This is a genomic window from Streptomyces shinuiensis, assembly GCF_043660855.1.
GTDB lineage: Bacteria > Actinomycetota > Actinomycetes > Streptomycetales > Streptomycetaceae > Streptomyces.
Map to the genome: position 1 here is coordinate 1,472,668 of NZ_JBIHML010000001.1, position 20,270 is coordinate 1,492,937.

Consider the following 20,270-nt stretch of genomic DNA (forward strand, 5'->3'; position numbering starts at 1 on the left):
TCAGCGGGCGGTGCAGCCGCCCGGCGCGGCGGGCAGCGGCTCGGGGACGCCGACGGTCGGCAGCCCGAGCATCACGCCCTGCGATCCGGTCTCGGGCGCGGCGTTGCGCCGCTCCCAGGCGTCCCCCGCACGGGTGCGCCGCACGCCCAGCACCGCGCCCTCGGCCAGCAGGTGGTGCGGGGCGGCGTAGGTGACCTCGACGGTCGCCATGTCCCCCGGGCGTGGTACGTCCTCGTCGGGACGGGTGAAGTGGACCAGACGGTTGTCGGGGGCGCGTCCGGACAGCCGGCGGGTGGCACCGTCCTTGCGGCCCTCGCCCTCCGCGACCATGACCTCCAGTGTCCGCCCGACCTGCCTCTTGTTCTCCGCCCAGGAGATCTCCTCCTGGAGGGCCACCAGGCGCTCGTAACGCGCCTGCACGACCTCCTTGGGGATCTGCCCGTCCATCCCGGCGGCCGGGGTGCCGGGGCGCTTGGAGTACTGGAAGGTGAACGCCTGCGCGAAGCGGGCCTCACGGACGACGTGGAGGGTCTGCTCGAAGTCCTCCTCGGTCTCTCCGGGGAAGCCCACGATGATGTCGGTGGAGATCGCGGCGTCGGGGATCGCGGCCCGGACCTTCTCGATGATGCCCAGGAAGCGCTCCTGCCGGTAGGAGCGGCGCATCGCCTTCAGCACGCGGTCGGAGCCGGACTGCAGCGGCATGTGCAGCTGCGGCATCACGTTCTCCGTCCCGGCCATGGCGGCGATGACGTCGTCGGTGAAGTCGCGCGGGTGGGGAGAGGTGAAGCGGACCCGCTCCAGACCCTCGACCTTCCCGCAGGCGCGCAGCAGCTTGGAGAACGCCTCGCGGTCGCCGATGTCGGACCCGTAGGCGTTGACGTTCTGCCCCAGCAGGGTGATCTCGGTGACGCCCTCGGCGACCAGCGCCTCGACCTCGGCCAGGATGTCGCCGGGCCGGCGGTCCTTCTCCTTGCCGCGCAGCGCGGGGACGATGCAGAACGTGCAGGTGTTGTTGCAGCCGACCGAGATGGAGACCCAGGCCGCGTACGCGCTCTCGCGCCGGGTCGGCAGTGTGGAGGGGAACGCCTCCAGCGACTCGGCGATCTCGACCTGCGCCTCCTGCCGGACGCGGGCGCGCTCCAGCAGCACCGGCAGACTGCCGATGTTGTGGGTGCCGAAGACCACGTCGACCCAGGGTGCGCGCCGCACGATGGTGTCGCGGTCCTTCTGCGCCAGGCAACCGCCGACCGCGATCTGCATGCCCGGCCGGGACGCCTTCCTCGGGGCGAGGTGGCCGAGGTTGCCGTACAGCTTGTTGTCGGCGTTCTCCCGCACCGCGCAGGTGTTGAAGACGACCACGTCGGCGTCGTCGGCGTCCCCCGGAGCCCGGACATAGCCCGCGTCCTCCAGCAGGCCCGACAGGCGCTCGGAGTCGTGGACGTTCATCTGGCACCCGTAGGTGCGCACCTGGTAAGTCTTCGCACTCATCTCAGTCGACAGGGTACGTGCTCCCGCCCCCACCCCGCCTCTCCCTTCCGCGTACCGGTCCTGGCAGGATCGAGGCCATGGTCTCACCGCGCATACGGCGCCCGCGGCCGCTGGCGGCCGCCGCGGCCGCGGGCGCCGTGCTCGCGCTGCTGCTGTGGTGGCTGCTGCCCGGCGGCGGCCCGGCGCCCAGCGGCCAGGTCGTCTTCACCACCGGCGCCCGGGGCGGGGTCTACGAACGCTACGGGGAGCTGCTGAAGGAGCAGCTGAGCCGCGACCTGCCCGAGGTGGACGTGACCCTCGTGCCCAGCCAGGGATCGGTGCAGAACATAGAGCGGCTGGTCTCCGGCCAGGCGTCCTTCACCATCGCCGCGGCCGACGCGGTCGCCGCCTACGTCAACTCCGGCGGAAAGGACGCCGACCGGCTGCGGGCCTGCGCCCGGCTGTACGACGACTACATACAGCTCGTCGTCCCGGCCGACTCGTCGGTGCGCGCCGCCGAGGACCTGAAGGGGCTGCGGGTCGGGCTCGGGCAGGGGCGCTCCGGTGTCAACCTGATCGCGGGCCGGCTGCTGAAGGCCGCCGGCCTGGACCCGGACAAGGACATCCAGCCGGTGCTCCAGGGCATCGACCGGATGCCGGAACTGCTGATCCGTGAGGAGCTGGACGCCTTCTTCTGGTCGGGCGGGCTGCCGACCGGCGCGATCGAGGATCTCGCGGAGGCCACGGAGATCCGCCTCGTCCCGCTGGGCGACCTGGTGCCGGTGCTGCACGCCCAGGAACCGCAGACCCGCTCCTACCGGGCGGCCCTGATGCCCTCCGACGCCTATCCCGCCGTCCGGGACAGCAAGGCCGTCGAGACGATCGCGGTGGCGAACCTGCTGGTCACCATGGACGGCACGGACGCCGCACTGACCGAGGGGATAACCCGCTCGGTGATAAACAGCCGGGACCGCATCGGCCGCGCGGTCCACGCCGCGCAGAGGGTCGACCTGCGCACGGCCATCTACACCCATCCGCTCCCGCTGCACCGGGGCGCCGAGCACTACTACCGCTCCGTGAAGTCCTGAGCCGGCCCAGGTACGGGCGCCGGCGGGCCGCACGGTGGTGTCGGCGCCCGCGGCCGCAGCCCCCTCGGAGCCTCACCCCGCGTCCGGCGCGTCCCGCGGCAGGCCGATCACCACGCGCAGGCCGTGCGGCTCGTTGCGGGCGAAGGAGATCTCCGCCCCGCCCGCGGCGAGCAGCGCGCGGGAGATGGACAGGCCCAGGCCGGAGCCGGAGACGTTCTGGTGGCGGCCGCTGCGCCAGAAGCGGTCCCCGATCCGGTTCAGCTCGTCCTCGGTGAGGCCGGGCCCGTGGTCGGCGACCTCGATGGTCACCCGCCCGCCGCCCGCGGTGACGGCGACCGTGACCGGCTCCCCGGCGGGGGTGAACTTCACCGCGTTGTCCACGACCGCGTCCAGCGCGCTGGAGAGCGCGACCGGGTCGGCCCAGCCGGTCACCGCACCCTGCCCGGCCGCGCGCAGCTCCACCCCCTCGCGGTCGGCGACCGGACGCCAGGCGGCGACGCGTTCGGCGGCGAGCGCGGCGATGTCGGTCAGTCGCAGGTCGGCTGGTGTGTGCTCGGCCAGTGCGAGGTCGAGGAGGTCGTCGAGCACCCGGGCCAGCCGCTTGCCCTCGGCCCGTACCGAGGCGATCTCCTCGTTTCCCTCGGGCAGTTCCAGGGCCAGCAGGTCGATGCGCAGCAGCAGGGCCGCCAGCGGATTGCGCAGTTGGTGGGAGGCGTCGGCGACGAAGGCGCGCTGCTGCTCCAGGACGGTCTCGACATGGTCGGCCATCTCGTTGAAGGACCGCGCCAGGCGCTGGAGTTCCGGCGGTCCGCTCAGGGCGGCCACCCGGGAGGCCAGCCGTCCGGTGGCTATGTCGTGGCTGGCCTTGTCCAGTACGCGCACCGGTTTGAGTACCCAGCCGGTCAGCCGGACTGCGAAGGCGACGGCGACGAGCATGGCGGCCGCCTCCCCGGCGGCCAGCGGCAGCCAGCCGTGCAGGATGCGCGAGCGCATCGGCCCGGTGGGGGAGTCGGTGAGGACGACGGCGACTACGTCGCCGTCGCGGACGACCGGTGAGGCGACCGCGATCCGGCCGTCCTGCCAGGGCCACACCTGGGACGGGTCGTGGCTGCGGCGCCCGGCCAGTGCCTCGGCGAAGGCCGCGGCACCCTCCCCCTCACCCGGGGGCCGCCAGGTCACCGGGGCCGCGGCCATCGGGCTGCCGTCGCGGTAGAAGACGCCGGCCCTGATGCCGTAAAGATCGTGGTAGCGGCTGAGTTCGTCCCGCAGGGTGGCCAGCCGCTCGTCCTGCTGGCGGGCCTCGGCGGTGGTGGGGCTGCGGGCCGGGGGGCGGGTGGTGACGTACTGCGCCAGGGAGGCGAAGCGCGCGGTGTCGTCGATGCGGTCGACGACGACGTGCTGCTGCTCGGCGGCGGCCATGCTCGCGGCGAGCGGGAAACCGAGGGCGAGCAGGACGCCGGCCATCAGGGCGATGAGGAGGGCGAGGAGACGTGTGCGCACGGCGGGCGGTTTGCTCTCGTCCCGGTCCCGGCCTCAGCCGGTGGGGGCGACGAGCCGGTAGCCGACTCCGCGCACCGTCTCGATCAGGGCGGGCAGGCCCAGCTTGGAGCGGAGCGAGGCGACGTGCACCTCCAGGGTGCGGCCGGTGCCCTGCCAGTTGGTGCGCCAGACCTCGCTGATGATCTGCTCGCGGCGGAAGACGACACCGGGACGCTGGGCGAGCAGCGCGAGCAGGTCGAACTCCTTGCGGGTCAGGGAGACCGCCTCGCCGTGCACCGTGACCCGGCGGGTGTCGGTCTCGATGGTCAGCGGCCCGAGGTTCAGCTCCCCGCTCCCCGCTCCCCGGGCGCCCCCGGCCTCCCCGCCCGCGGCCCGGTCGGCGCCGGGGTCGCCCGGTGCGCCGGCCGGGGCGGCGACGGCGGTGGAGGCGGTGCGGCGGCCGACGGCGTGGATCCGGGCGAGGAGCTCGGCGGTGTCGTACGGCTTGACCACGTAGTCGTCGGCGCCGAGGTTGAGGCCGTGGACACGGGAGCGCACATCGGCCCGTGCCGTGACCATGATCACCGGGGTACTGGTCAGCCGGCGGATGCGGCCGCACACCTCGAAACCGTCGACGTCGGGCAGGCCGAGGTCGAGCAGCACCACGTCGAAGGGCGGCGCGGCACCGTCCGGGAGCAGGTGCCGCAGGGCCTCCTCGCCTCCGCGGGCGTGCACCACGTCGAAGCCGTGCCGGGCGAGTACGGCGGACAGCGCCGCGGCCACGCGGTCGTCGTCCTCGACGAGCAGCAGTCTCATGGCCCCTCCTCTCCCGGTGTTCCCCCGTGTGTCTCCCCGGGCCCTTTGGGTGTGGCAGCCATCCACTCCGATCCGGCCCGGCGCGTCAAGACCCGGCGGGCCGCCGTCCGCACGAACCCCCACGTTAAGCAGCCGATACACCGACCGGTGAACCTTTCGGGCGATAAGTCCCTTTGCGGCTGAATCGTTATGCTCAAGTTCAGCTCAGATCGGATGACGCTGCTCAACGGCGGTCACTAAGGTCCCCTCAACCGACGAGGACGGAGCGAATGACGCCGATGAGCGATGTATCGGTGACCAAGGACGCCGCACCGACGGCGGAGAACCTGGTCGTCCTGGACAATGTCAACAAGCACTTCGGTGCCCTGCACGTCCTTCAGGACATCGACCTGACCATTGCGCGGGGCGAGGTCGTCGTCGTCATCGGACCCTCGGGGTCCGGGAAGTCCACGCTGTGCCGCACCATCAACCGCCTGGAGACGATCGACTCCGGGACGATCCTGATCGACGGCAGGCCGCTGCCCGCCGAGGGCAGGGAACTGGCCCGGCTCCGCGCCGATGTCGGCATGGTCTTCCAGTCGTTCAACCTCTTCGCGCACAAGACGGTGCTGGAGAACGTCATGCTGGGCCAGCTCAAGGTCCGTCGCGTCGACAAGCAGGCGGCACAGGAGAAGGCCCGCTCCCTGCTCGACCGGGTGGGCGTGGCCAACCAGGCCGACAAGTACCCCGCTCAGCTCTCCGGCGGCCAGCAGCAGCGCGTGGCCATCGCCCGCGCGCTGGCCATGGACCCGAAGGTGATGCTCTTCGACGAGCCGACCTCCGCGCTCGACCCCGAGATGATCAACGAGGTCCTGGAGGTCATGCAGCAGCTCGCGCAGGGCGGCATGACGATGGTCGTCGTCACCCATGAGATGGGTTTCGCCCGCTCCGCCGCGAACCGGGTGGTCTTCATGGCCGACGGGCGGATCGTCGAGGAGGCCACTCCCGACCAGTTCTTCAGCAACCCGCGCAGCGACCGCGCCAAGGACTTCCTGTCGAAGATCCTCCACCACTGATCCGGCAACGGCTCAGCGGACCTTTGCACGATACGACTCCAGGGATGTTCACCATGACTCTCCGCAAGCCCGGCCTCGTGGCCGCCACCGCCGTCGTCCTCGCCCTGACCGCCACCGCGTGCGGCGGCGGTGGTGACAGCGGCTCCAACGGTGACAAGATCAACATTGGCATCAAGTTCGACCAGCCGGGTCTGGGCCTGAAGACCCAGGACGGCGAGTACACCGGCTTCGACGTGGACGTGGCCAAGTACGTCGCCAAGGAGCTGGGCTACGACGAGAAGGACATCGTCTGGAAGCAGGCTCCCAGCGCCGAGCGTGAGAACATGATCGTCAATGGTGATGTGAAGTTCGTCGCCGCCACCTACACGATCAACGACGAGCGCAAGGAGCGGGTGAGCTTCGCCGGCCCGTACTTCCTCGCCCACCAGGATCTGCTGGTGAGGAACGACGACGACACCGTCCGGGGCGAGGACGACCTCGACAGCAGCGAGATGAAGCTCTGCTCGGTCACCGGCTCCACCTCGGCGCAGAACGTCAAGAAGGACTTCGCCCCGAAGGCCAACCTGATCAACTACGGCGGTTACTCGGAGTGCCTGACCGGTCTGGAGAACGAGGCCGTCGACGCCCTGACCACCGACGACTCCATCCTGGCCGGCTACGCGGCGCAGAAGGAGCACCAGGGCAAGTTCAAGCTCACCGGCCTCAACCTCAGTGACGAGCCGTACGGCATCGGGCTGAAGAAGGGCGACACCGAGCTTCGCAAGCAGATCAACGACGCCCTCAAGAAGATGGTCGACGAGGGCGCCTGGGAAGAGGCCGCGAAGAAGCACTTCGGCCCGGCCAACTACGAGTACGAGCCCGCCCCGGAGATCACCGAGACGAACTGACGCCGTCCGCGGTGTGCCGCCGCCGTCCGCGGGCAGCGGCACACCGCACCTCCGACGGTGTCCGACGAGACGCCATCCGACGAGGCGAGAGCGCGGGAGAACGTGTTCGACTTTCTTGATTCCGGGCAGTACGACGTGCTCGGAGCCTTCTGGGTGACGGTGCAGCTCACCGTTTATTCGGCGATCGGCTCCCTGGTGTGGGGAACGGTCCTGGCCGCCATGCGGGTCAGCCCGGTGCCGCTGATGCGCGCCTTCGGCACCGCCTACGTCAACGTCGTACGGAACACCCCGCTGACGGTCATCATCCTGGCCGCCTCGCTGGGGCTCTTCCAGACACTGGGGATCACACTTGCCGGTGGCAGCGACTTCGAGGTGATCGGCTTCAGGCTCGCCGTGCTCGGACTGATCGCGTACCACGCCACCTTCGTGTGCGAGGCGCTGCGCTCGGGCATCAATACGGTGCCCGTCGGGCAGGCCGAGGCGGCGCGCGCCCTGGGGCTGAGCTTCCTCCAGGTGCTGTTCCTCATCGTCCTCCCGCAGGCGTTCCGCTCCGTCGTGGCGCCCCTGGCGAACGTGCTGATCGCCCTGACCAAGAACACCACGGTGGCGGCCGCCATCGGGGTGGCGGAGGCCGCGGCGCTGATGAAGACGATGATCGAGTACGAGAGCGACGCCATCTTCCTGGTCTCAGCGATGTTCGCCTTCGGGTTCGTTGTCCTGACTCTCCCGACCGGCATGCTGCTGGGCTGGGTCAGCAAGCGCGTGGCGGTGAAGCGATGAGCAATCTCTCCGTTCTGTACGACGCACCGGGCCCGCGGGCCAAGGCGCGCAACATCCTCTACTCCGTGGTGTTCCTGCTTCTCCTCGCCCTCGCCCTGTGGTGGGCGCTGGACACCATGGCCGACAAGAACCAGCTCGAGGCGGCGAAGTGGGAGCCGTTCGTCGCCGACGGCCGGGTGTGGACGACGTACCTGATCCCCGGCCTGCTCAACACCCTCAAGGCAGCGGCCCTGTCGATCGTCATCGCGCTTCCGCTGGGTGCGCTGTTCGGCCTGGCCCGGCTGTCGGACCACCGGTGGGTCCGTGTCCCCGCCGGCGCCGTGGTGGAGTTCTTCCGCGCCATCCCGGTGCTGCTGATGATGTTCTTCGCCAACGCGGCGTACGCGCAGTTCACTGGCCTCTCCTCCGATGTGCGCCCGCTGTACGCCGTGGTGACGGGCCTGGTGCTCTACAACGCCTCGGTGATCGCCGAGATCGTGCGGGCGGGCATCCTGTCGCTGCCCTCGGGCCAGACGGACGCGGCCAAGGCCATCGGCATGCGCAAGGGCCAGATCATGTTCTACGTGCTGCTGCCGCAGGCGGTCACTGCGATGCTGCCTGCGCTGGTCAGCCAGCTCGTGGTGATCGTCAAGGACACCGCACTGGGCGGCGCGCTGCTGGGCTACATGGAGCTCCTCAGCCAGGTGCGGGTGATCACAGCCAACTACGGCGCCAACACCATCGCGGCCTTCACCGTGATCGCGCTGATCTTCATCGTGCTGAACTTCCTGCTCACCAGCTTCGCGAGCTGGCTGGAGGGACGGCTGCGGCGCGGCAAGCGGTCCACCGGAGCCGTGCTGCACGGCGGCGGCGACACGGAGATGGAGTTCGACGAGCCCCACGTCGAGCCCCACGCCCGGAAGTAGCCGCGCGCCACTCCCCGCCTTCCGCGCCCGCCGCACACCCACTGCCTGTGCCCCCGTCGCTTGACGGGGGCACAGGCAGTGGGTTGCATACGATGTGTGATCGTGTACCGGGCTCCATCGGCTCCAACCCCTCTCCCCTCCCCGGACCGTGAGAACTGCGAGGGCCGTCCGTCGTGGACCCGGTGATCGTCGTCGGCGCGGGACCTGTCGGGCTGGCGCTGGCGCTGGCGCTCTCGCGCCACGGTGTGCCGTCGGTGGTGCTGGACGGCGGTGACGGCGAGGTGGAGCAGCGCACGGCCCGCACCTGCGTCCTGCGGCCGGACACGGCTGCGTACGCGGCCACGCTGGGCGGCGCCCGGTGGGCGGCGTGGCGCACCGAGCGGCGGCGGCAGCCGGCGCGGCGGGTCGAGTTGGACACCCGGACCTCGCCGGTGCACATACAGCAGTACGCGCTGGAGCGGGGCATGCGGGCCGCACTGAGGCGGGAACCGCTGGCCGAGATCGTCACCGGTGCCCGCCTGGACGAGCTGGAGCAGGACGAGCGGGGGGTGTCGGCGCACGCCCGCGGCGCCCCCGGCTCCGCCGGCGCCTGGTGGCGGGGCAGTTATCTGGTGGGCTGCGACGGTGCCCGTTCCACGGTGCGCAAGCTGCTGGGAATCCGCTTCCCCGGGCGTACCTCAGTCGAGCGGCACGCGGTGGCTGCTGTGCGGGTGGAACTGCCCTGGGACGGCGAGGCGCTGCTGCACCGCGACGTGCCCGGCGGTGAGAGCGAGGTGGTGGCGCGTCCGCTGCCGAACGGTGTGTGGCGGCTGGACTGGCTGCTGCCGCCGCGCGGCGATCTGGTCACCCCGGACGCGCTGCTGGCCCGGATACGCGACACTCTGGCCGCATGGTGCGAAGAGGCTCCGCCTCCCTACGAACTGCTCGACACCGGTGTACACATCGCACACCAGCGGCTGGCGCGGCACTGGCGCTCGGGCCGGGCCTTCCTGGCCGGGGACGCGGCGCATCTGCTGGGGGCGCTGGGCACCCAGCCGGTCGACGAGGGACTGCGGGATACGGCCAATCTGGCCTGGAAGCTGACGCTGTGCCTCCATGGCCAAGCGCCCGGGGAGCTGCTCGACAGCTACGAGGCCGAGCGCCGCGGCGCGGTGGGGGACCGGCTGCGCGCCCTCGACCAGGCACTGCCGTTGGTGCGTGGGGGTGGGGGACTGCGCACTCTGCTGTCCGGCGCCTCACGGGGGCACCTGGATCTGCTGACGGACGGGCACCTGGGCCGGGGACCGCTGGGTGCGCCCCCGTGCCACGGACGTTCGCCGCTGGCACCGGGACAGGACACCGTTCCCGGATCGCTCACAGTCGGGACCGAGCCGGGGTCACCTGTGCAGGATGTGCCGGTGACGGCCCTGGACGGGACGCGAGGACGTCTGTGGGAGCGGCTGGGCGGCGATCTGCTGGTACTGCTGGTCGCACCCGGCACGCATGTGTGGGACAGCCGCCACTGGCTGTCGGCCGGGCTGATGCCGGAACTGGCCGCCGTGGTGCAGCGGCTGCCGGTGCCCGCTGAGCTGCTGGTGGCCGAGAGCTATCCGGGCGCGGTCGCACACACCGCCCTGGTGATCCGCCCGGACGGGCATCTGGTGACCGCGCTGCCCGGCGCCCGGACCGGCGAACTGCGCGCCTGCGTCGAGGCGGTACGCGGCGCCCTGGCCGTGGAGGCGACCACAGCGGATCCGTGATGCCGCCGCCGATCGGTACGCGCGGCTCAGTCCCCGCCGTACAGGGGGTACTCATCCACGTCCTCCCCCTCCAGTGCCTCCCGCACCACCCGGAGGGCGAGCCCCTCGGGGTAGCCCTTGCGCGCCAGCATCCCGGCGAGTCGACGCAACCGCCTGTCGCGCTCCAGCCCCCTGGTGGCGCGCAGTTTGCGCTCCACCAGAGCTCGGGCGGTCTGTTCCTCCTGCTCCTGGTCCAACTGCTCCACCGCATGGTCGATCAGTTCGGAATCCACGCCCTTGTGCCGCAGTTCCCGGGCGAGGGCCCGGCGGGCGAGGCCCCGGCCGTGATGGCGGGACTCCACCCAGGCGTCGGCGAACGCCGCGTCGTCGATCAGCCCGACATCCTCCAGCCGGGAGAGCACCGACTCGGCGACGTCCTCGGGGATCTCCCGCCTGCGCAGTGCCTCGGCGAGTTGCCCGCGAGTGCGCGGCGTTCCGGTGAGCAGACGCAGGCAGATCGCCCGCGCCCGCTCCTCCGGGTCTGCCGGTGGCTCCCCCTGACGTCCCGCCACGGCTCAGCTCTTGGCCGCTGCGGTGCTCTTGACCGCCTTGGCGCGCGTCGCCGGTGTGGGCACCGTCTTCGCCGCCGCGGCCGGGGCGGCCTCGGCTCCGGCCGCGTCCGCGCCCGGCTCGCCCACGGGGGCTTCGGCCTTCGGGCCGATGCCGAGCTTCTCCTTGATCTTCTTCTCGATCTCGTCGGCCAGATCGGGGTTGTCGCGCAGGAAGTTGCGGGCGTTCTCCTTGCCCTGCCCGAGCTGGTCGCCCTCGTAGGTGTACCAGGCGCCCGACTTGCGGATGAAGCCGTGCTCCACCCCCATGTCGATCAGCCCGCCCTCCCGGCTGATCCCCACCCCGTAGAGGATGTCGAACTCCGCCTGCTTGAACGGCGGAGCCACCTTGTTCTTGACCACCTTCACCCGGGTGCGGTTGCCCACCGCCTCCGTGCCGTCCTTGAGCGTCTCGATCCGGCGGATGTCCAGCCGCACCGAGGCGTAGAACTTCAGCGCCCGGCCACCGGTGGTCGTCTCCGGCGAACCGAACATCACCCCGACCTTCTCGCGGAGCTGGTTGATGAAGATGGCGGTGGTCTTGGACTGGCTGAGCGCGCCGGTGATCTTGCGCAGCGCCTGGCTCATCAGCCGGGCCTGCAGACCCACGTGCGAGTCGCCCATCTCGCCCTCGATCTCCGCGCGCGGCACCAGCGCGGCCACCGAGTCGATCACGATCAGGTCCAGCGCCCCGGAACGGATGAGCATGTCGGTGATCTCCAGCGCCTGCTCGCCGTTGTCGGGCTGGGACAGGATCAGGGAGTCCACGTCCACCCCGAGCCGCTTGGCGTACTCCGGGTCCAGCGCGTGCTCGGCGTCCACGAAGGCGACCGTGCCGCCCATCCGCTGGGCGTTGGCCACCGCGTGCAGGGTCAGGGTGGTCTTGCCGGAGGACTCCGGTCCGTAGACCTCCACCACCCGGCCCCGCGGCAGGCCCCCCACGCCCAGGGCGACGTCCAGAGCGGTCGACCCGGTCGGGATCACCTCGACGGGCTCGTTCGGCCGCTCGCCCAGGCGCATCACCGCGCCCTTGCCGAACTGCCGTTCAATCTGTGCGAGCGCGGCGTCGAGCGCCTTCTCGCGGTCGTTTCCTGCCATGGGTGCCACCCGGTTCGCTTGAGTCGATCGCTTCACATCAGAAGACGCTAGCGCCTGCCACTGACAATCGGCCCGGACACCGTTCCCAGCAGCCCGGCCCATCCATGAGAATAGCTGTTCGATTTTTGTGTCAAGTCGCTCCGTGTCCCTGTGGAAAACCGGCAGACCCCGGAGAACCAGCAGCTCAGGGGCGCTGCACGCGGTCGGCCGCCGGGCAGTGCGCGCCCGCTCCGGAGCTCACCTCAGCTCGGCGGGCACGTCCACGGCCACGCAGACCGCGCGCCAGACCTCCTTCGCCCCCCACCCCGCCTCCAGGGCCTCGTGGACCGTCCGGCCGCCCAGTTCGGACATCACGTGATCGCGTGCGAAGGAGTCGGCGTACGCCTCACCGAAGTGGGCCGCCATCCGCTCCCAGAAGACCGTCAAACGCATACACCCAGTATCGGCCCGCCCGGCTCCTCCCCTGCCGGCCGGGGAGAAGCCGGGCGGACGGAGCGCCTGCCCCCGCCTACCCCAGGGCCCGCAGCCCCGCGGTGACCAGGACGGCGGCGGCGACCACCACCAGGAAAGGCGCGCGCAGCACCAGCGCGACCGCCGCCGCGGCGAGACCTCCCGCGCGTGCGTCGGCCACCAGTGCACCGCCCTCGCCGCCGAAGGTCTGCTGCGCGGTGAGCGCCGCCAGCAGCGCCACGGGCAGCAGGGCCGCCAGCCTCCGCACCAGCGGACGCTCCAGCGCACCGGCCGGTACCGACAGGCCGAGCAGCTTGACGAGGTAGCAGCCGACGGCCGTCGCCCCGATCGCGATCCACACGCCCGCCGGACTCATCGGCCCTCCCCTACGTCCCGTCCTCCGGCCCGCCGCCCCCGCGCCAGCAGCACCAGCGGCGCGGCGAGTGCCGCCACCAGCACCGGGACCCCGGCCGGGAGGACCGGCAGGAGACCCAGCCCCAGCAGCACCGCGAGCCCGGCCGTGGCGCGCTCGGCCGCCGTGCGCAGCATGGGCGCCAGCAGCGCCAGGAAGACGGCCGGACCCGCCGCGTCCAGTCCCCAGGCGGCGGTGTCGCCGAGCGCGGCGGCACCCAGCGCGCCGAGCAGTGTGGTGAGGTTCCACAGCAGGTAGAGGGTGACGCCGGTGACGGTGAACCCGATCCGCGCCGCACGCCGGTCCCGCTGGGCGAGGGCGACCAGGGAGGTCTCGTCGATGACCAGGTGGGCGGCCGCCGGCCGCACCGCGCACGGCAGTCGCAACAGCGAGGACAGCCGCAGCCCGTAGAAGGCGTTGCGGGTGCCGAGGAAGAAGGCCCCGGCCGCGGCGGTGAGCGGACCGCCGCCCGCGGCGAGCGCGCCGACCAGGGCGAACTGCGAGGCACCGGTGAAGACCAGCAGGCTGAGCGCGCAGGTCTGCGCGAGGCTCAGCCCGGCTCCGGCGGAGGTGACCCCGAAGGCGAACCCGGACAGGCCCACGGCGATGCCGACTCCGAGGGCGTCGCGAACCACGGCCCTGTCGCCGCCGGGGGAGCCGCCGGGGGAGCCGCCGGGGGAGCCGGCCGAGGGCGGCGCGGTGGACGCGTCCCTCCCTGCTCCCCGGGCAGGGAGGGACCGGGGGGTCTGGCAGACCTGAGGGGCCTGGGTCGTCCGGTTCGTCTCGGGCACGGCACGACGCTAGGCGCGGTCCTCCTGCCCGGTCTTGTACGTTCTTGCGCGTTCGCGCTGGTAGGCACCGGGCGGCACGCCGACGATCCGGCGGAAGTGCCGCCCCAGGTGCGGCTGGTCGGTGAAGCCTGCGGCGACGGCCGCCTCGGCGGGCGGCGCCCCCTCCTCCAGCAGCCGGCGGGCGCGGCGGACCCGGGCACTGGTCAGCCAGGCGTGCGGCGGCATGCCGTACCGCTCGCGGAAGGCCCGCAGCAGCGAGAACGGGCTCGTCCCCAGCTCTGCGGCGAGCACCTCCAAAGTGGGTGGGTCCGTCATCCGCTCCAGGAGGAGCTCGCGGGCGCGCGCCGCCTTCCACGCGCCCGCCGTGCGCACCGTACGCTCGGGGAGCGCGGCGCCGTTGCGGCACAGCAGCCGGGTGACGGCGACCCGCAGCAGGGTGTCGGCGGCCAGGGCGTTGCCCTGCTCCGCGGCCCGGTGCACCTCGGTGATCAGGCGTGCGGCCTCCGGATCGTGCACGACGGAGTCGGCGAACCCCACGGTGCCCCGGATGGCCGTCGTCCCGGCGGCGATGGCCGCGACCGTGCGGGAGGAGGGGTAGAGCGTGGCGTACGCCCAGCCCTCGGGGACCCCGGCGCGCGCGGTGTGCGCCACCTCCGGGTTGATCATGACGACGGCCCCGGCGCCGGCCCGCTCCGCACCACGCGGCAGCCCGACCTCCTCCACGCCACCGGTGACGGCTGCGAGTACGTAGCCGTCATGGGCGTGCCTGGGGAACGTGTGCCTTATGTAGCGGGCGCGCAGCAGATCCGTGTCCGGCAGCCGGTCGTACCGCCAGTGCCGTGCCCACTCCTCCGTGCCCATGCGTCCCATTGTGCGGGGCCCGTACGAAGTTCCCGCCGGGGCGCCGGCGCCGGAACGGCCGGTGCGGGGTTGTCGGTGAAGGGGTGCACGATGGAGGCCATGGACCGGTCACCGGCTCTCGATGCCTTCTCCCCCGCGACCCGCTCGTGGTTCACGGGGGCGTTCCAGGCCCCCACCGCCGCCCAGGAGGGTGCCTGGCGGGCGATCGCCGAGGAACGCGACGTCCTGGTCGTCGCACCGACCGGCTCCGGGAAGACACTGGCCGCCTTCCTCGCCTCCCTGGACCGGCTGGCCGCCACGCCGCCTCCCGCCGATCCGGTCCGCCGCTGCCGTGTGCTGTACGTCTCACCGCTGAAGGCCCTGGCGGTGGACGTCGAGCGCAACCTGCGCAGCCCGCTGACCGGCATCCGCCAGGAGTCGTTGCGGCTCGGGCTTCCCGAGCCCGACATCCGCGTCGGCGTCCGGTCCGGCGACACCCCGGCCGCCGAACGCCGCACGCTGATCCGGCACCCTCCGGACATCCTGATCACCACGCCCGAGTCGCTGTTCCTGATGCTCACCTCAGCCGCCCGCGGGGCCCTGCGCGGAGTGGAGACGGTGATCCTGGACGAGGTGCACGCCGTGGCCGGAACGAAGCGCGGCGCCCATCTGGCGCTCTCCCTGGAGCGCCTGGACGAGCTGCTGGACCGCCCGGCCCGCCGCATCGGGCTGTCGGCGACGGTGCGGCCGGTGGACGAGGTGGCGCGCTTCCTCTCGCCCCGGCGCGGCGCGCACGTCGTGCAGCCGCCCGCGGGCAAGGAGTTCGACCTGTCGGTCGTGGTGCCCGTGCCGGACATGGGCGAGCTGGGCGGCTCGACGGTGCGGGACACGGGCGGGGAGGGCCCCGGTGGCCAGGGGGACCGGCCCTCCATCTGGCCGTCGGTGGAGGAACGCATCGCCGACCTCGTCCAGGCCCACCGCTCCACCATCGTCTTCGCCAACTCCCGGCGCCTGGCCGAGCGGCTGTGCAACCGGCTCAACGAGATCGCCTACGAGCGGGCCACCGGCGAGCCCGTCCCCGAGGGGCGCTCGCCCGCGGAACTGATGGGGGGCTCGGGAGCCGCCGGGGGCGCTCCCCCGGTGCTGGCCCGCGCCCACCACGGCTCGGTCTCCAAGGAGCAGCGCTCCCAGGTCGAGGAGGACCTGAAGGCCGGCCGCCTGCCGGCGGTGGTGGCCACCTCCAGCCTGGAGCTGGGCATCGACATGGGCGCGGTGGATCTGGTGGTACAGGTGGAGTCCCCGCCCTCGGTCGCCTCCGGGCTGCAGCGGGTGGGCCGCGCCGGGCACCAGGTGGGCGCGGTCTCGGCCGGGGTGGTCTTCCCCAAGTACCGGGGGGATCTGGTGCAGTCCGCGGTGGTCATCGAGCGGATGCGCGAGGGCGCCATCGAGGCCCTGCGCGTCCCGTCCAACCCGCTGGACGTGCTGGCGCAGCAGATCGTCGCCATGACCGCCGTGGACACCTGGGACGTCGACGAGCTGCTCGCGGTCGTACGGCGCGCCGCCCCCTTCGCCTCGCTGCCGGAGTCGGCGTACACCGCCGTGCTGGACATGCTCGCCGGGCGCTACCCGTCCGATGCCTTCGCCGAGCTGCGCCCCCGCCTGGTGTGGGACCGCGTCGCCCACACCGTCGCCGGGCGTCCGGGTGCCCAGCGGCTGGCGGTCACCTCCGGCGGGACGATCCCCGACCGCGGACTGTTCGGCGTCTTCCTCGCCGGCTCCGATTCGAAGAAGGGGGGCGGTCCGTCCGGCGCAGCAGCGCGAGGCGCTTCGACGCGGGGCGGCGGCGGGCGACGGGTGGGCGAGCTGGACGAGGAGATGGTCTACGAGTCGCGGGTGGGCGATGTGTTCACCCTGGGCACGACCAGCTGGCGCATCGAGGACATCACGCGCGACCGCGTCCTGGTCACCCCCGCCCCCGGCGTCCCCGGGCGGCTGCCGTTCTGGAAGGGCGACCAACTGGGCCGCCCGCTGGAACTGGGCCGCGCACTGGGAGTGTTCCTGCGCGAGATCGGCGGACTGGCCCCGGAGGCCGCCCGGGAGCGGCTGGCGGCGGCCGGACTGGACGAGTGGGCCGTGGACAACGTCCTGGCCTACCTGGACGAGCAGCGGCAGGCATGCGGACACGTCCCCGACGACCGCACGATCGTCGTGGAGCGCTTCCGCGACGAGCTGGGCGACTGGCGGATCGTGATCCACTCCCCCTTCGGGGCCCAGGTGCACGCGCCCTGGGCACTGGCGCTGGGAGCGCGGCTGGGCGAGCGGTTCGGCATGGACGCCCAGGTGATGCACGCCGACGACGGCATCGTGCTGCGGTTGCCCGACACGGACCTGATGGGCTTCGACCTCGGCGAGGACTTCGGTACGGCTCCGGACCGGGGTCCCGCGAACGTCCCGGACCACGACCCCGACCAGCCCCCCGTCGGCGCCGCCGACGTCCTGTTCGACCGGGACGAGGTGGAGCGGACCGTCACCGACCAGGTCGGCGGCTCGGCCCTGTTCGCCTCCCGCTTCCGCGAGTGCGCCGCCCGCGCCCTGCTGCTGCCCCGCCGCGACCCCGGCCGGCGCACCCCGCTGTGGCAGCAGCGCCAGCGGGCTGCCCAACTACTCCAGGTCGCCAGTGAGTTCGGATCGTTCCCAATCGTCCTGGAGGCGGTGCGCGAGTGCCTCCAGGACGTCTTCGACGTGCCCGGGCTGGCCGAGCTGATGGGCGATGTGGAGTCGCGCCGGGTGCGCCTGGTGGAGGTCACCACACCCGAGCCGTCCCCGTTCGCCCGCTCCCTGCTGTTCGGATACGTCGCCCAGTACCTGTACGAGGGCGACTCCCCTCTCGCCGAGCGCCGCGCCGCCGCGCTGTCGCTGGACTCCCGGCTGCTGGCCGAGCTGCTGGGCCGGGCCGAGCTGCGCGAGCTGCTCGACCCCGAGGTGCTGGCCGAGCTGGAGCGCGAACTGCAGTGGCTCCCCGGCGAGGGCGCCGGAGGCGGGGTCGGCGGAGTTTCCCGGGTCAAGGACGCCGAGGGCGTCGCCGACGTACTGCGCCTGCTGGGCCCGCTCACCGGCGAGGAGCTGGCCGAGCGGGGCGCCGAGCCGCAGTGGGCGCGGGAGCTGGAGCACGCCCGCCGCGCCATCCGCGTCCGTATCGCGGGCCGGGAGCACTGGGCGGCGATCGAGGACGCCGGGCGGCTGCGGGACGCGCTGGGCGCGGCGCTGCCCGTCGGCGTGCCCGAGGCCTTCACCGAGCCCGTGGCCGATCCGCTGGGCGACCTGCTGGCCCGGTACGCCCGCACCCACGGGCCGTTCACCACCGCGCGGGCCGCCGGGCGATTCGGTCTGGGCACCGCGGTCGCCGACGGCGCGCTGCACCGGCTGGCGTCGGCCGGCCGGGTGGTCCAGGGCGAGTTCCATCCCTCGGGAATCGAGCAGGAGTGGTGCGACACAGGTGTGCTGCGGCGGCTGCGCCGCCGCTCCCTGGCCGCGCTGCGCCAGGAGCTGGAGCCGGTGCCGCCCGCCTCGCTCGCCGCGTTCCTGCCCCAGTGGCAGCATCTGGGGGCCGGCGGGCTGCGCGGCATCGACGGGCTGCTGCGCGCCGTCGAACAGCTCCAGGGCGCCCCCGTGCCCGCCTCCGCTCTGGAGAGGCTGGTCCTGCCGTCCCGGGTGGCCGACTACCGCCCGGCCATGCTGGACGAGCTCACCGCCGCCGGAGAGGTCCTCTGGGCGGGCGCGGGCGCGCTGCCGGGCAAGGACGGCTGGGTCCGCCTCCACCCAGCCGACGCCGCCCCGCTGCTGCTGCCCGACGCCCTCCCGCTGGAGCCCACCCCGCTCCGCCGGGCGGTCCTGGACGCGCTCTCCGGTGGTTACGGCCTGTTCTTCCGGCAGATCGCCGACCGGGTGCGCGCCGACGGGCACGAGGCGTCCGACGCCGAGCTGGCCGAGACCGTATGGGATCTGGCCTGGTCCGGGCGGCTCACGGGCGACACCCTCGCCCCGCTGCGCGCCCTGCTCGGTTCCGGCCGCACCGCGGGGGCCACGGCGCACCGCGCCAGGCGGAGCACCCCCCGCGGCCGGTACGGCTCCCTCACCTCCCTGCCACCCACCGCGCCGACCGGTGCCCCGCGCCGTCCCGCCGCATCCCGCGGCGGCCCTCCGACGGTCGCCGGCCGATGGTCACTGCTGCCCGACCGGGAGACCGGTCCCACCCACCGGGCCCACGCCCTGGCCCGTACCCTGCTGGACCGGCACGGCGTGGTCACCCGGGGCGCGGTCGCCGCCGAGGGGGTCGAGGGCGGCTTCTCGGCCGCCTACCGCGTGCTGTCGGCCTTCGAGGAGAGCGGTCAGGCCCGCCGCGGCTATGTGGTGGAGGGTCTGGGCGCCGCCCAGTTCGCCGTGGACGGCGCGGTGGACCGGTTGCGCGCGATCAGCACGGCCCGGGAGAAGCCCGAGGGCGCCCGCCCGCGCACCGCCGTACTCGCCGCCGCCGACCCCGCCAACGCCTACGGCGCCGCCCTTCCCTGGCCCGAGCCTCCGTCGGCGGTTCCAACGGGGGACGGCGGATCGGGCCGGGACAGGGCGGCCGCGTCCCACAAGCCGGGCCGCAAGGCGGGCTCCCTGGTGGTGCTGGTCGACGGCGAGCTCGTCCTCTACCTCGAGCGCGGCGGCAGAACTCTGCTGGCCTGGCGGACCGAGGGGCCGTCGCTGAACGCCGCGGCCGAGGCGCTGGCCGGGGCAGCGCACCGCGGAATGCTGGGCACACTCACCGTGGAGCGTGTCAACGGCTCCCCGGCCCTGACCTCTCCCGTCGGCGCCGCCCTGGAGGCCGCGGGCTTCCACGCCACTCCGCGCGGACTGCGGCTGCGCGCATGACGGTGTGACGGCCCGCGGTGCACGGGGAGGCGCACGGGGACGGAAGACGGCGGGAAGCGGTCGAGAAGCGGACGCCGAGAGCGACGGACGAGAAAGGACGGCCCGGTGCCCGAGGGAGACACCGTCTGGCGCACCGCCCGGCAGTTGCACCGGGCGCTGTCGGGAGCCCCCCTCGTCCGCTGCGACCTGCGGATGCCCAAGCTCGCCACCGTCGACCTCACCGGACGCGAGGTGCTGGAGACCGCCGCGTGCGGCAAACACCTCCTCACCCGCTTCGAGGGCGGTCTGACGCTCCACTCCCACCTGCGGATGGACGGCGCCTGGCGCGTCTACGCACCCGGCCGGCGGTGGGGCGGCGGCCCCGGCCACCAGATCCGCGCCGTCCTCGCCACCGCCGCCCACTCGGCCGTGGGGTACCGCCTCCCCGTCCTGGAGCTGCTGCGCACCGCCGACGAGGGCAGGGCCGTCGGCCATCTGGGCCCGGACCTCCTGGGCCCGGGCTGGGACGATGCGGAGGCCCTGAGCCGCCTGCTGGCGGATCCCGCCCGTCCCGTCGCCGAGGCCCTGCTGGACCAGCGCAACCTGGCCGGGATCGGCAACATCTACGCGGCGGAACTCTGCTTCCTGATCAGGGTGACGCCCTGGTTGCCGGTCGGCGAGGTCCCCTCCCCCGAACGTCTGACGGCCCTCGCGAAGAAGCTGCTGGAGGTCAACAAGGCCCGCGCACTCCGCGTCACCACCGGCGACGTACGCGCCGGCCGGAACCTGTGGGTGTACGGCCGCGCCGAGCAACCGTGCCCGCGCTGCGGCACGACCGTCCGCACCTGGGTGCCCCGCCCCTCCACCACCCGGCGCGTGGCGTACTGGTGCCCCGGCTGCCAGACGGGACCGCCTCCCCCGTCCGCCTGAACGACGGCTCCGCCCGGCGACGCAGCGGGCCCGGCCGGGACACGTGTTCC

17 protein-coding genes are annotated in these 20,270 nt (G+C 73.0%); 8 read left to right on the forward strand and 9 right to left on the reverse strand.

The features are described from left to right. On the reverse strand, positions 1-1,488 hold the full coding sequence (gene miaB / locus ACGRHY_RS06400) for a tRNA (N6-isopentenyl adenosine(37)-C2)-methylthiotransferase MiaB (RefSeq protein ID WP_394634430.1): 1,488 nt from the start codon (positions 1,486-1,488) through the stop codon (positions 1-3). 77 nt (positions 1,489-1,565) lie between these two features. Between miaB and ACGRHY_RS06405 the strand changes: the two genes are divergently transcribed. Continuing rightward, on the forward strand, positions 1,566-2,555 hold the full coding sequence (locus ACGRHY_RS06405; protein WP_394634431.1) for a TAXI family TRAP transporter solute-binding subunit: 990 nt from the start codon (positions 1,566-1,568) through the stop codon (positions 2,553-2,555). A gap of 72 nt (positions 2,556-2,627) precedes the next feature. Here the strand turns inward: ACGRHY_RS06405 and ACGRHY_RS06410 are convergent, their stop codons facing one another. Next, positions 2,628-4,055, reverse strand: a complete 1,428-nt coding sequence (locus tag ACGRHY_RS06410) for a sensor histidine kinase (protein WP_394634432.1) — start codon at positions 4,053-4,055, stop codon at positions 2,628-2,630. A 33-nt stretch (positions 4,056-4,088) separates the two neighbouring features. Further along, positions 4,089-4,850 (reverse strand): response regulator transcription factor, encoded by a 762-nt coding sequence (locus ACGRHY_RS06415; protein ID WP_394634433.1) that lies wholly within the window; start codon positions 4,848-4,850, stop codon positions 4,089-4,091. Between the two features lie 278 nt (positions 4,851-5,128). Here ACGRHY_RS06415 and ACGRHY_RS06420 point away from each other — a divergent pair, with 278 nt between their 5' ends. The 5 genes from ACGRHY_RS06420 (at position 5,129) to ACGRHY_RS06440 (ending at position 10,216) form a co-directional block, all read left to right on the forward strand. After that, on the forward strand, positions 5,129-5,905 hold the full coding sequence (locus ACGRHY_RS06420; RefSeq protein ID WP_394634434.1) for an amino acid ABC transporter ATP-binding protein: 777 nt from the start codon (positions 5,129-5,131) through the stop codon (positions 5,903-5,905). A gap of 53 nt (positions 5,906-5,958) precedes the next feature. Next, complete coding sequence (locus tag ACGRHY_RS06425; RefSeq protein WP_394637943.1) at positions 5,959-6,792, forward strand: glutamate ABC transporter substrate-binding protein; 834 nt, start codon at positions 5,959-5,961, stop codon at positions 6,790-6,792. A gap of 102 nt (positions 6,793-6,894) precedes the next feature. After that, positions 6,895-7,572 (forward strand): amino acid ABC transporter permease, encoded by a 678-nt coding sequence (locus ACGRHY_RS06430; protein ID WP_394634435.1) that lies wholly within the window; start codon positions 6,895-6,897, stop codon positions 7,570-7,572. Continuing rightward, complete coding sequence (locus ACGRHY_RS06435; protein WP_394634436.1) at positions 7,569-8,477, forward strand: amino acid ABC transporter permease; 909 nt, start codon at positions 7,569-7,571, stop codon at positions 8,475-8,477. Before ACGRHY_RS06430 ends, ACGRHY_RS06435 begins: the two co-directional genes overlap by 4 nt. A 173-nt stretch (positions 8,478-8,650) precedes the next feature. Continuing rightward, complete coding sequence (locus ACGRHY_RS06440) at positions 8,651-10,216, forward strand: FAD-dependent monooxygenase (RefSeq protein ID WP_394634437.1); 1,566 nt, start codon at positions 8,651-8,653, stop codon at positions 10,214-10,216. A gap of 26 nt (positions 10,217-10,242) precedes the next feature. On the opposite strand, the gene recX is transcribed toward ACGRHY_RS06440, so the two are convergent. From recX to ACGRHY_RS06470, 6 genes are all read right to left on the reverse strand, one after another. Further along, entirely contained in the window at positions 10,243-10,767 is a 525-nt protein-coding gene (recX, locus tag ACGRHY_RS06445) for a recombination regulator RecX (RefSeq protein WP_394634438.1), read from the reverse strand. Positions 10,768-10,770: 3 nt separating this feature from the next. After that, positions 10,771-11,901, reverse strand: coding sequence for a recombinase RecA (gene recA / locus ACGRHY_RS06450; protein ID WP_394634439.1), 1,131 nt, complete (start codon positions 11,899-11,901; stop codon positions 10,771-10,773). Positions 11,902-12,138: 237 nt separating this feature from the next. Next, a complete protein-coding gene (locus ACGRHY_RS06455) occupies positions 12,139-12,333 on the reverse strand; it encodes a DUF3046 domain-containing protein (protein WP_093663386.1) in 195 nt (64 codons plus the stop codon). Positions 12,334-12,409: 76 nt separating this feature from the next. Next, on the reverse strand, positions 12,410-12,727 hold the full coding sequence (locus ACGRHY_RS06460; protein ID WP_394634440.1) for an AzlD domain-containing protein: 318 nt from the start codon (positions 12,725-12,727) through the stop codon (positions 12,410-12,412). Next, the gene (locus tag ACGRHY_RS06465) at positions 12,724-13,398 is read right to left on the reverse strand and encodes an AzlC family ABC transporter permease (RefSeq protein WP_394637944.1); all 675 of its coding nucleotides are present in this window, start codon (positions 13,396-13,398) and stop codon (positions 12,724-12,726) included. The genes ACGRHY_RS06460 and ACGRHY_RS06465 overlap by 4 nt, the downstream gene beginning before the upstream one ends. Positions 13,399-13,563: 165 nt before the next feature. Continuing rightward, on the reverse strand, positions 13,564-14,424 hold the full coding sequence (locus ACGRHY_RS06470) for an AraC family transcriptional regulator (protein WP_394634441.1): 861 nt from the start codon (positions 14,422-14,424) through the stop codon (positions 13,564-13,566). 81 nt (positions 14,425-14,505) lie between these two features. On the opposite strand from ACGRHY_RS06470, the gene ACGRHY_RS06475 reads away from it, so the two are divergent. Together ACGRHY_RS06475 and ACGRHY_RS06480 are read left to right on the forward strand one after the other, a co-directional pair. Further along, positions 14,506-19,311, forward strand: coding sequence for an ATP-dependent helicase (locus ACGRHY_RS06475; RefSeq protein ID WP_491630954.1), 4,806 nt, complete (start codon positions 14,506-14,508; stop codon positions 19,309-19,311). 105 nt (positions 19,312-19,416) lie between these two features. Beyond that, positions 19,417-20,220 carry an Fpg/Nei family DNA glycosylase gene (locus ACGRHY_RS06480; protein ID WP_394634443.1) on the forward strand — a complete coding sequence of 268 codons (804 nt, stop codon included), beginning with the start codon at positions 19,417-19,419 and terminating at the stop codon, positions 20,218-20,220. Positions 20,221-20,270 lie beyond the last annotated feature (50 nt).

Excerpts from the sequence above, each read along its gene's own strand:
- miaB (WP_394634430.1), bottom strand. The coding sequence starts at position 1,488 with ATGAGTGCGAAGACTTACCAGGTGCGCACCTACGGGTGCCAGATGAAC.
- ACGRHY_RS06405 (WP_394634431.1), top strand. The coding sequence starts at position 1,566 with ATGGTCTCACCGCGCATACGGCGCCCGCGGCCGCTGGCGGCCGCCGCG.
- ACGRHY_RS06415 (WP_394634433.1), bottom strand. The coding sequence starts at position 4,850 with ATGAGACTGCTGCTCGTCGAGGACGACGACCGCGTGGCCGCGGCGCTG.
- ACGRHY_RS06420 (WP_394634434.1), top strand. The coding sequence starts at position 5,129 with ATGAGCGATGTATCGGTGACCAAGGACGCCGCACCGACGGCGGAGAAC.
- ACGRHY_RS06425 (WP_394637943.1), top strand. The coding sequence starts at position 5,959 with ATGACTCTCCGCAAGCCCGGCCTCGTGGCCGCCACCGCCGTCGTCCTC.
- ACGRHY_RS06435 (WP_394634436.1), top strand. The coding sequence starts at position 7,569 with ATGAGCAATCTCTCCGTTCTGTACGACGCACCGGGCCCGCGGGCCAAG.
- recA (WP_394634439.1), bottom strand. The coding sequence starts at position 11,901 with ATGGCAGGAAACGACCGCGAGAAGGCGCTCGACGCCGCGCTCGCACAG.
- ACGRHY_RS06455 (WP_093663386.1), bottom strand. The coding sequence starts at position 12,333 with ATGCGTTTGACGGTCTTCTGGGAGCGGATGGCGGCCCACTTCGGTGAG.
- ACGRHY_RS06460 (WP_394634440.1), bottom strand. The coding sequence starts at position 12,727 with ATGAGTCCGGCGGGCGTGTGGATCGCGATCGGGGCGACGGCCGTCGGC.
- ACGRHY_RS06470 (WP_394634441.1), bottom strand. The coding sequence starts at position 14,424 with ATGGGACGCATGGGCACGGAGGAGTGGGCACGGCACTGGCGGTACGAC.
- ACGRHY_RS06475 (WP_491630954.1), top strand. The coding sequence starts at position 14,506 with ATGGAGGCCATGGACCGGTCACCGGCTCTCGATGCCTTCTCCCCCGCG.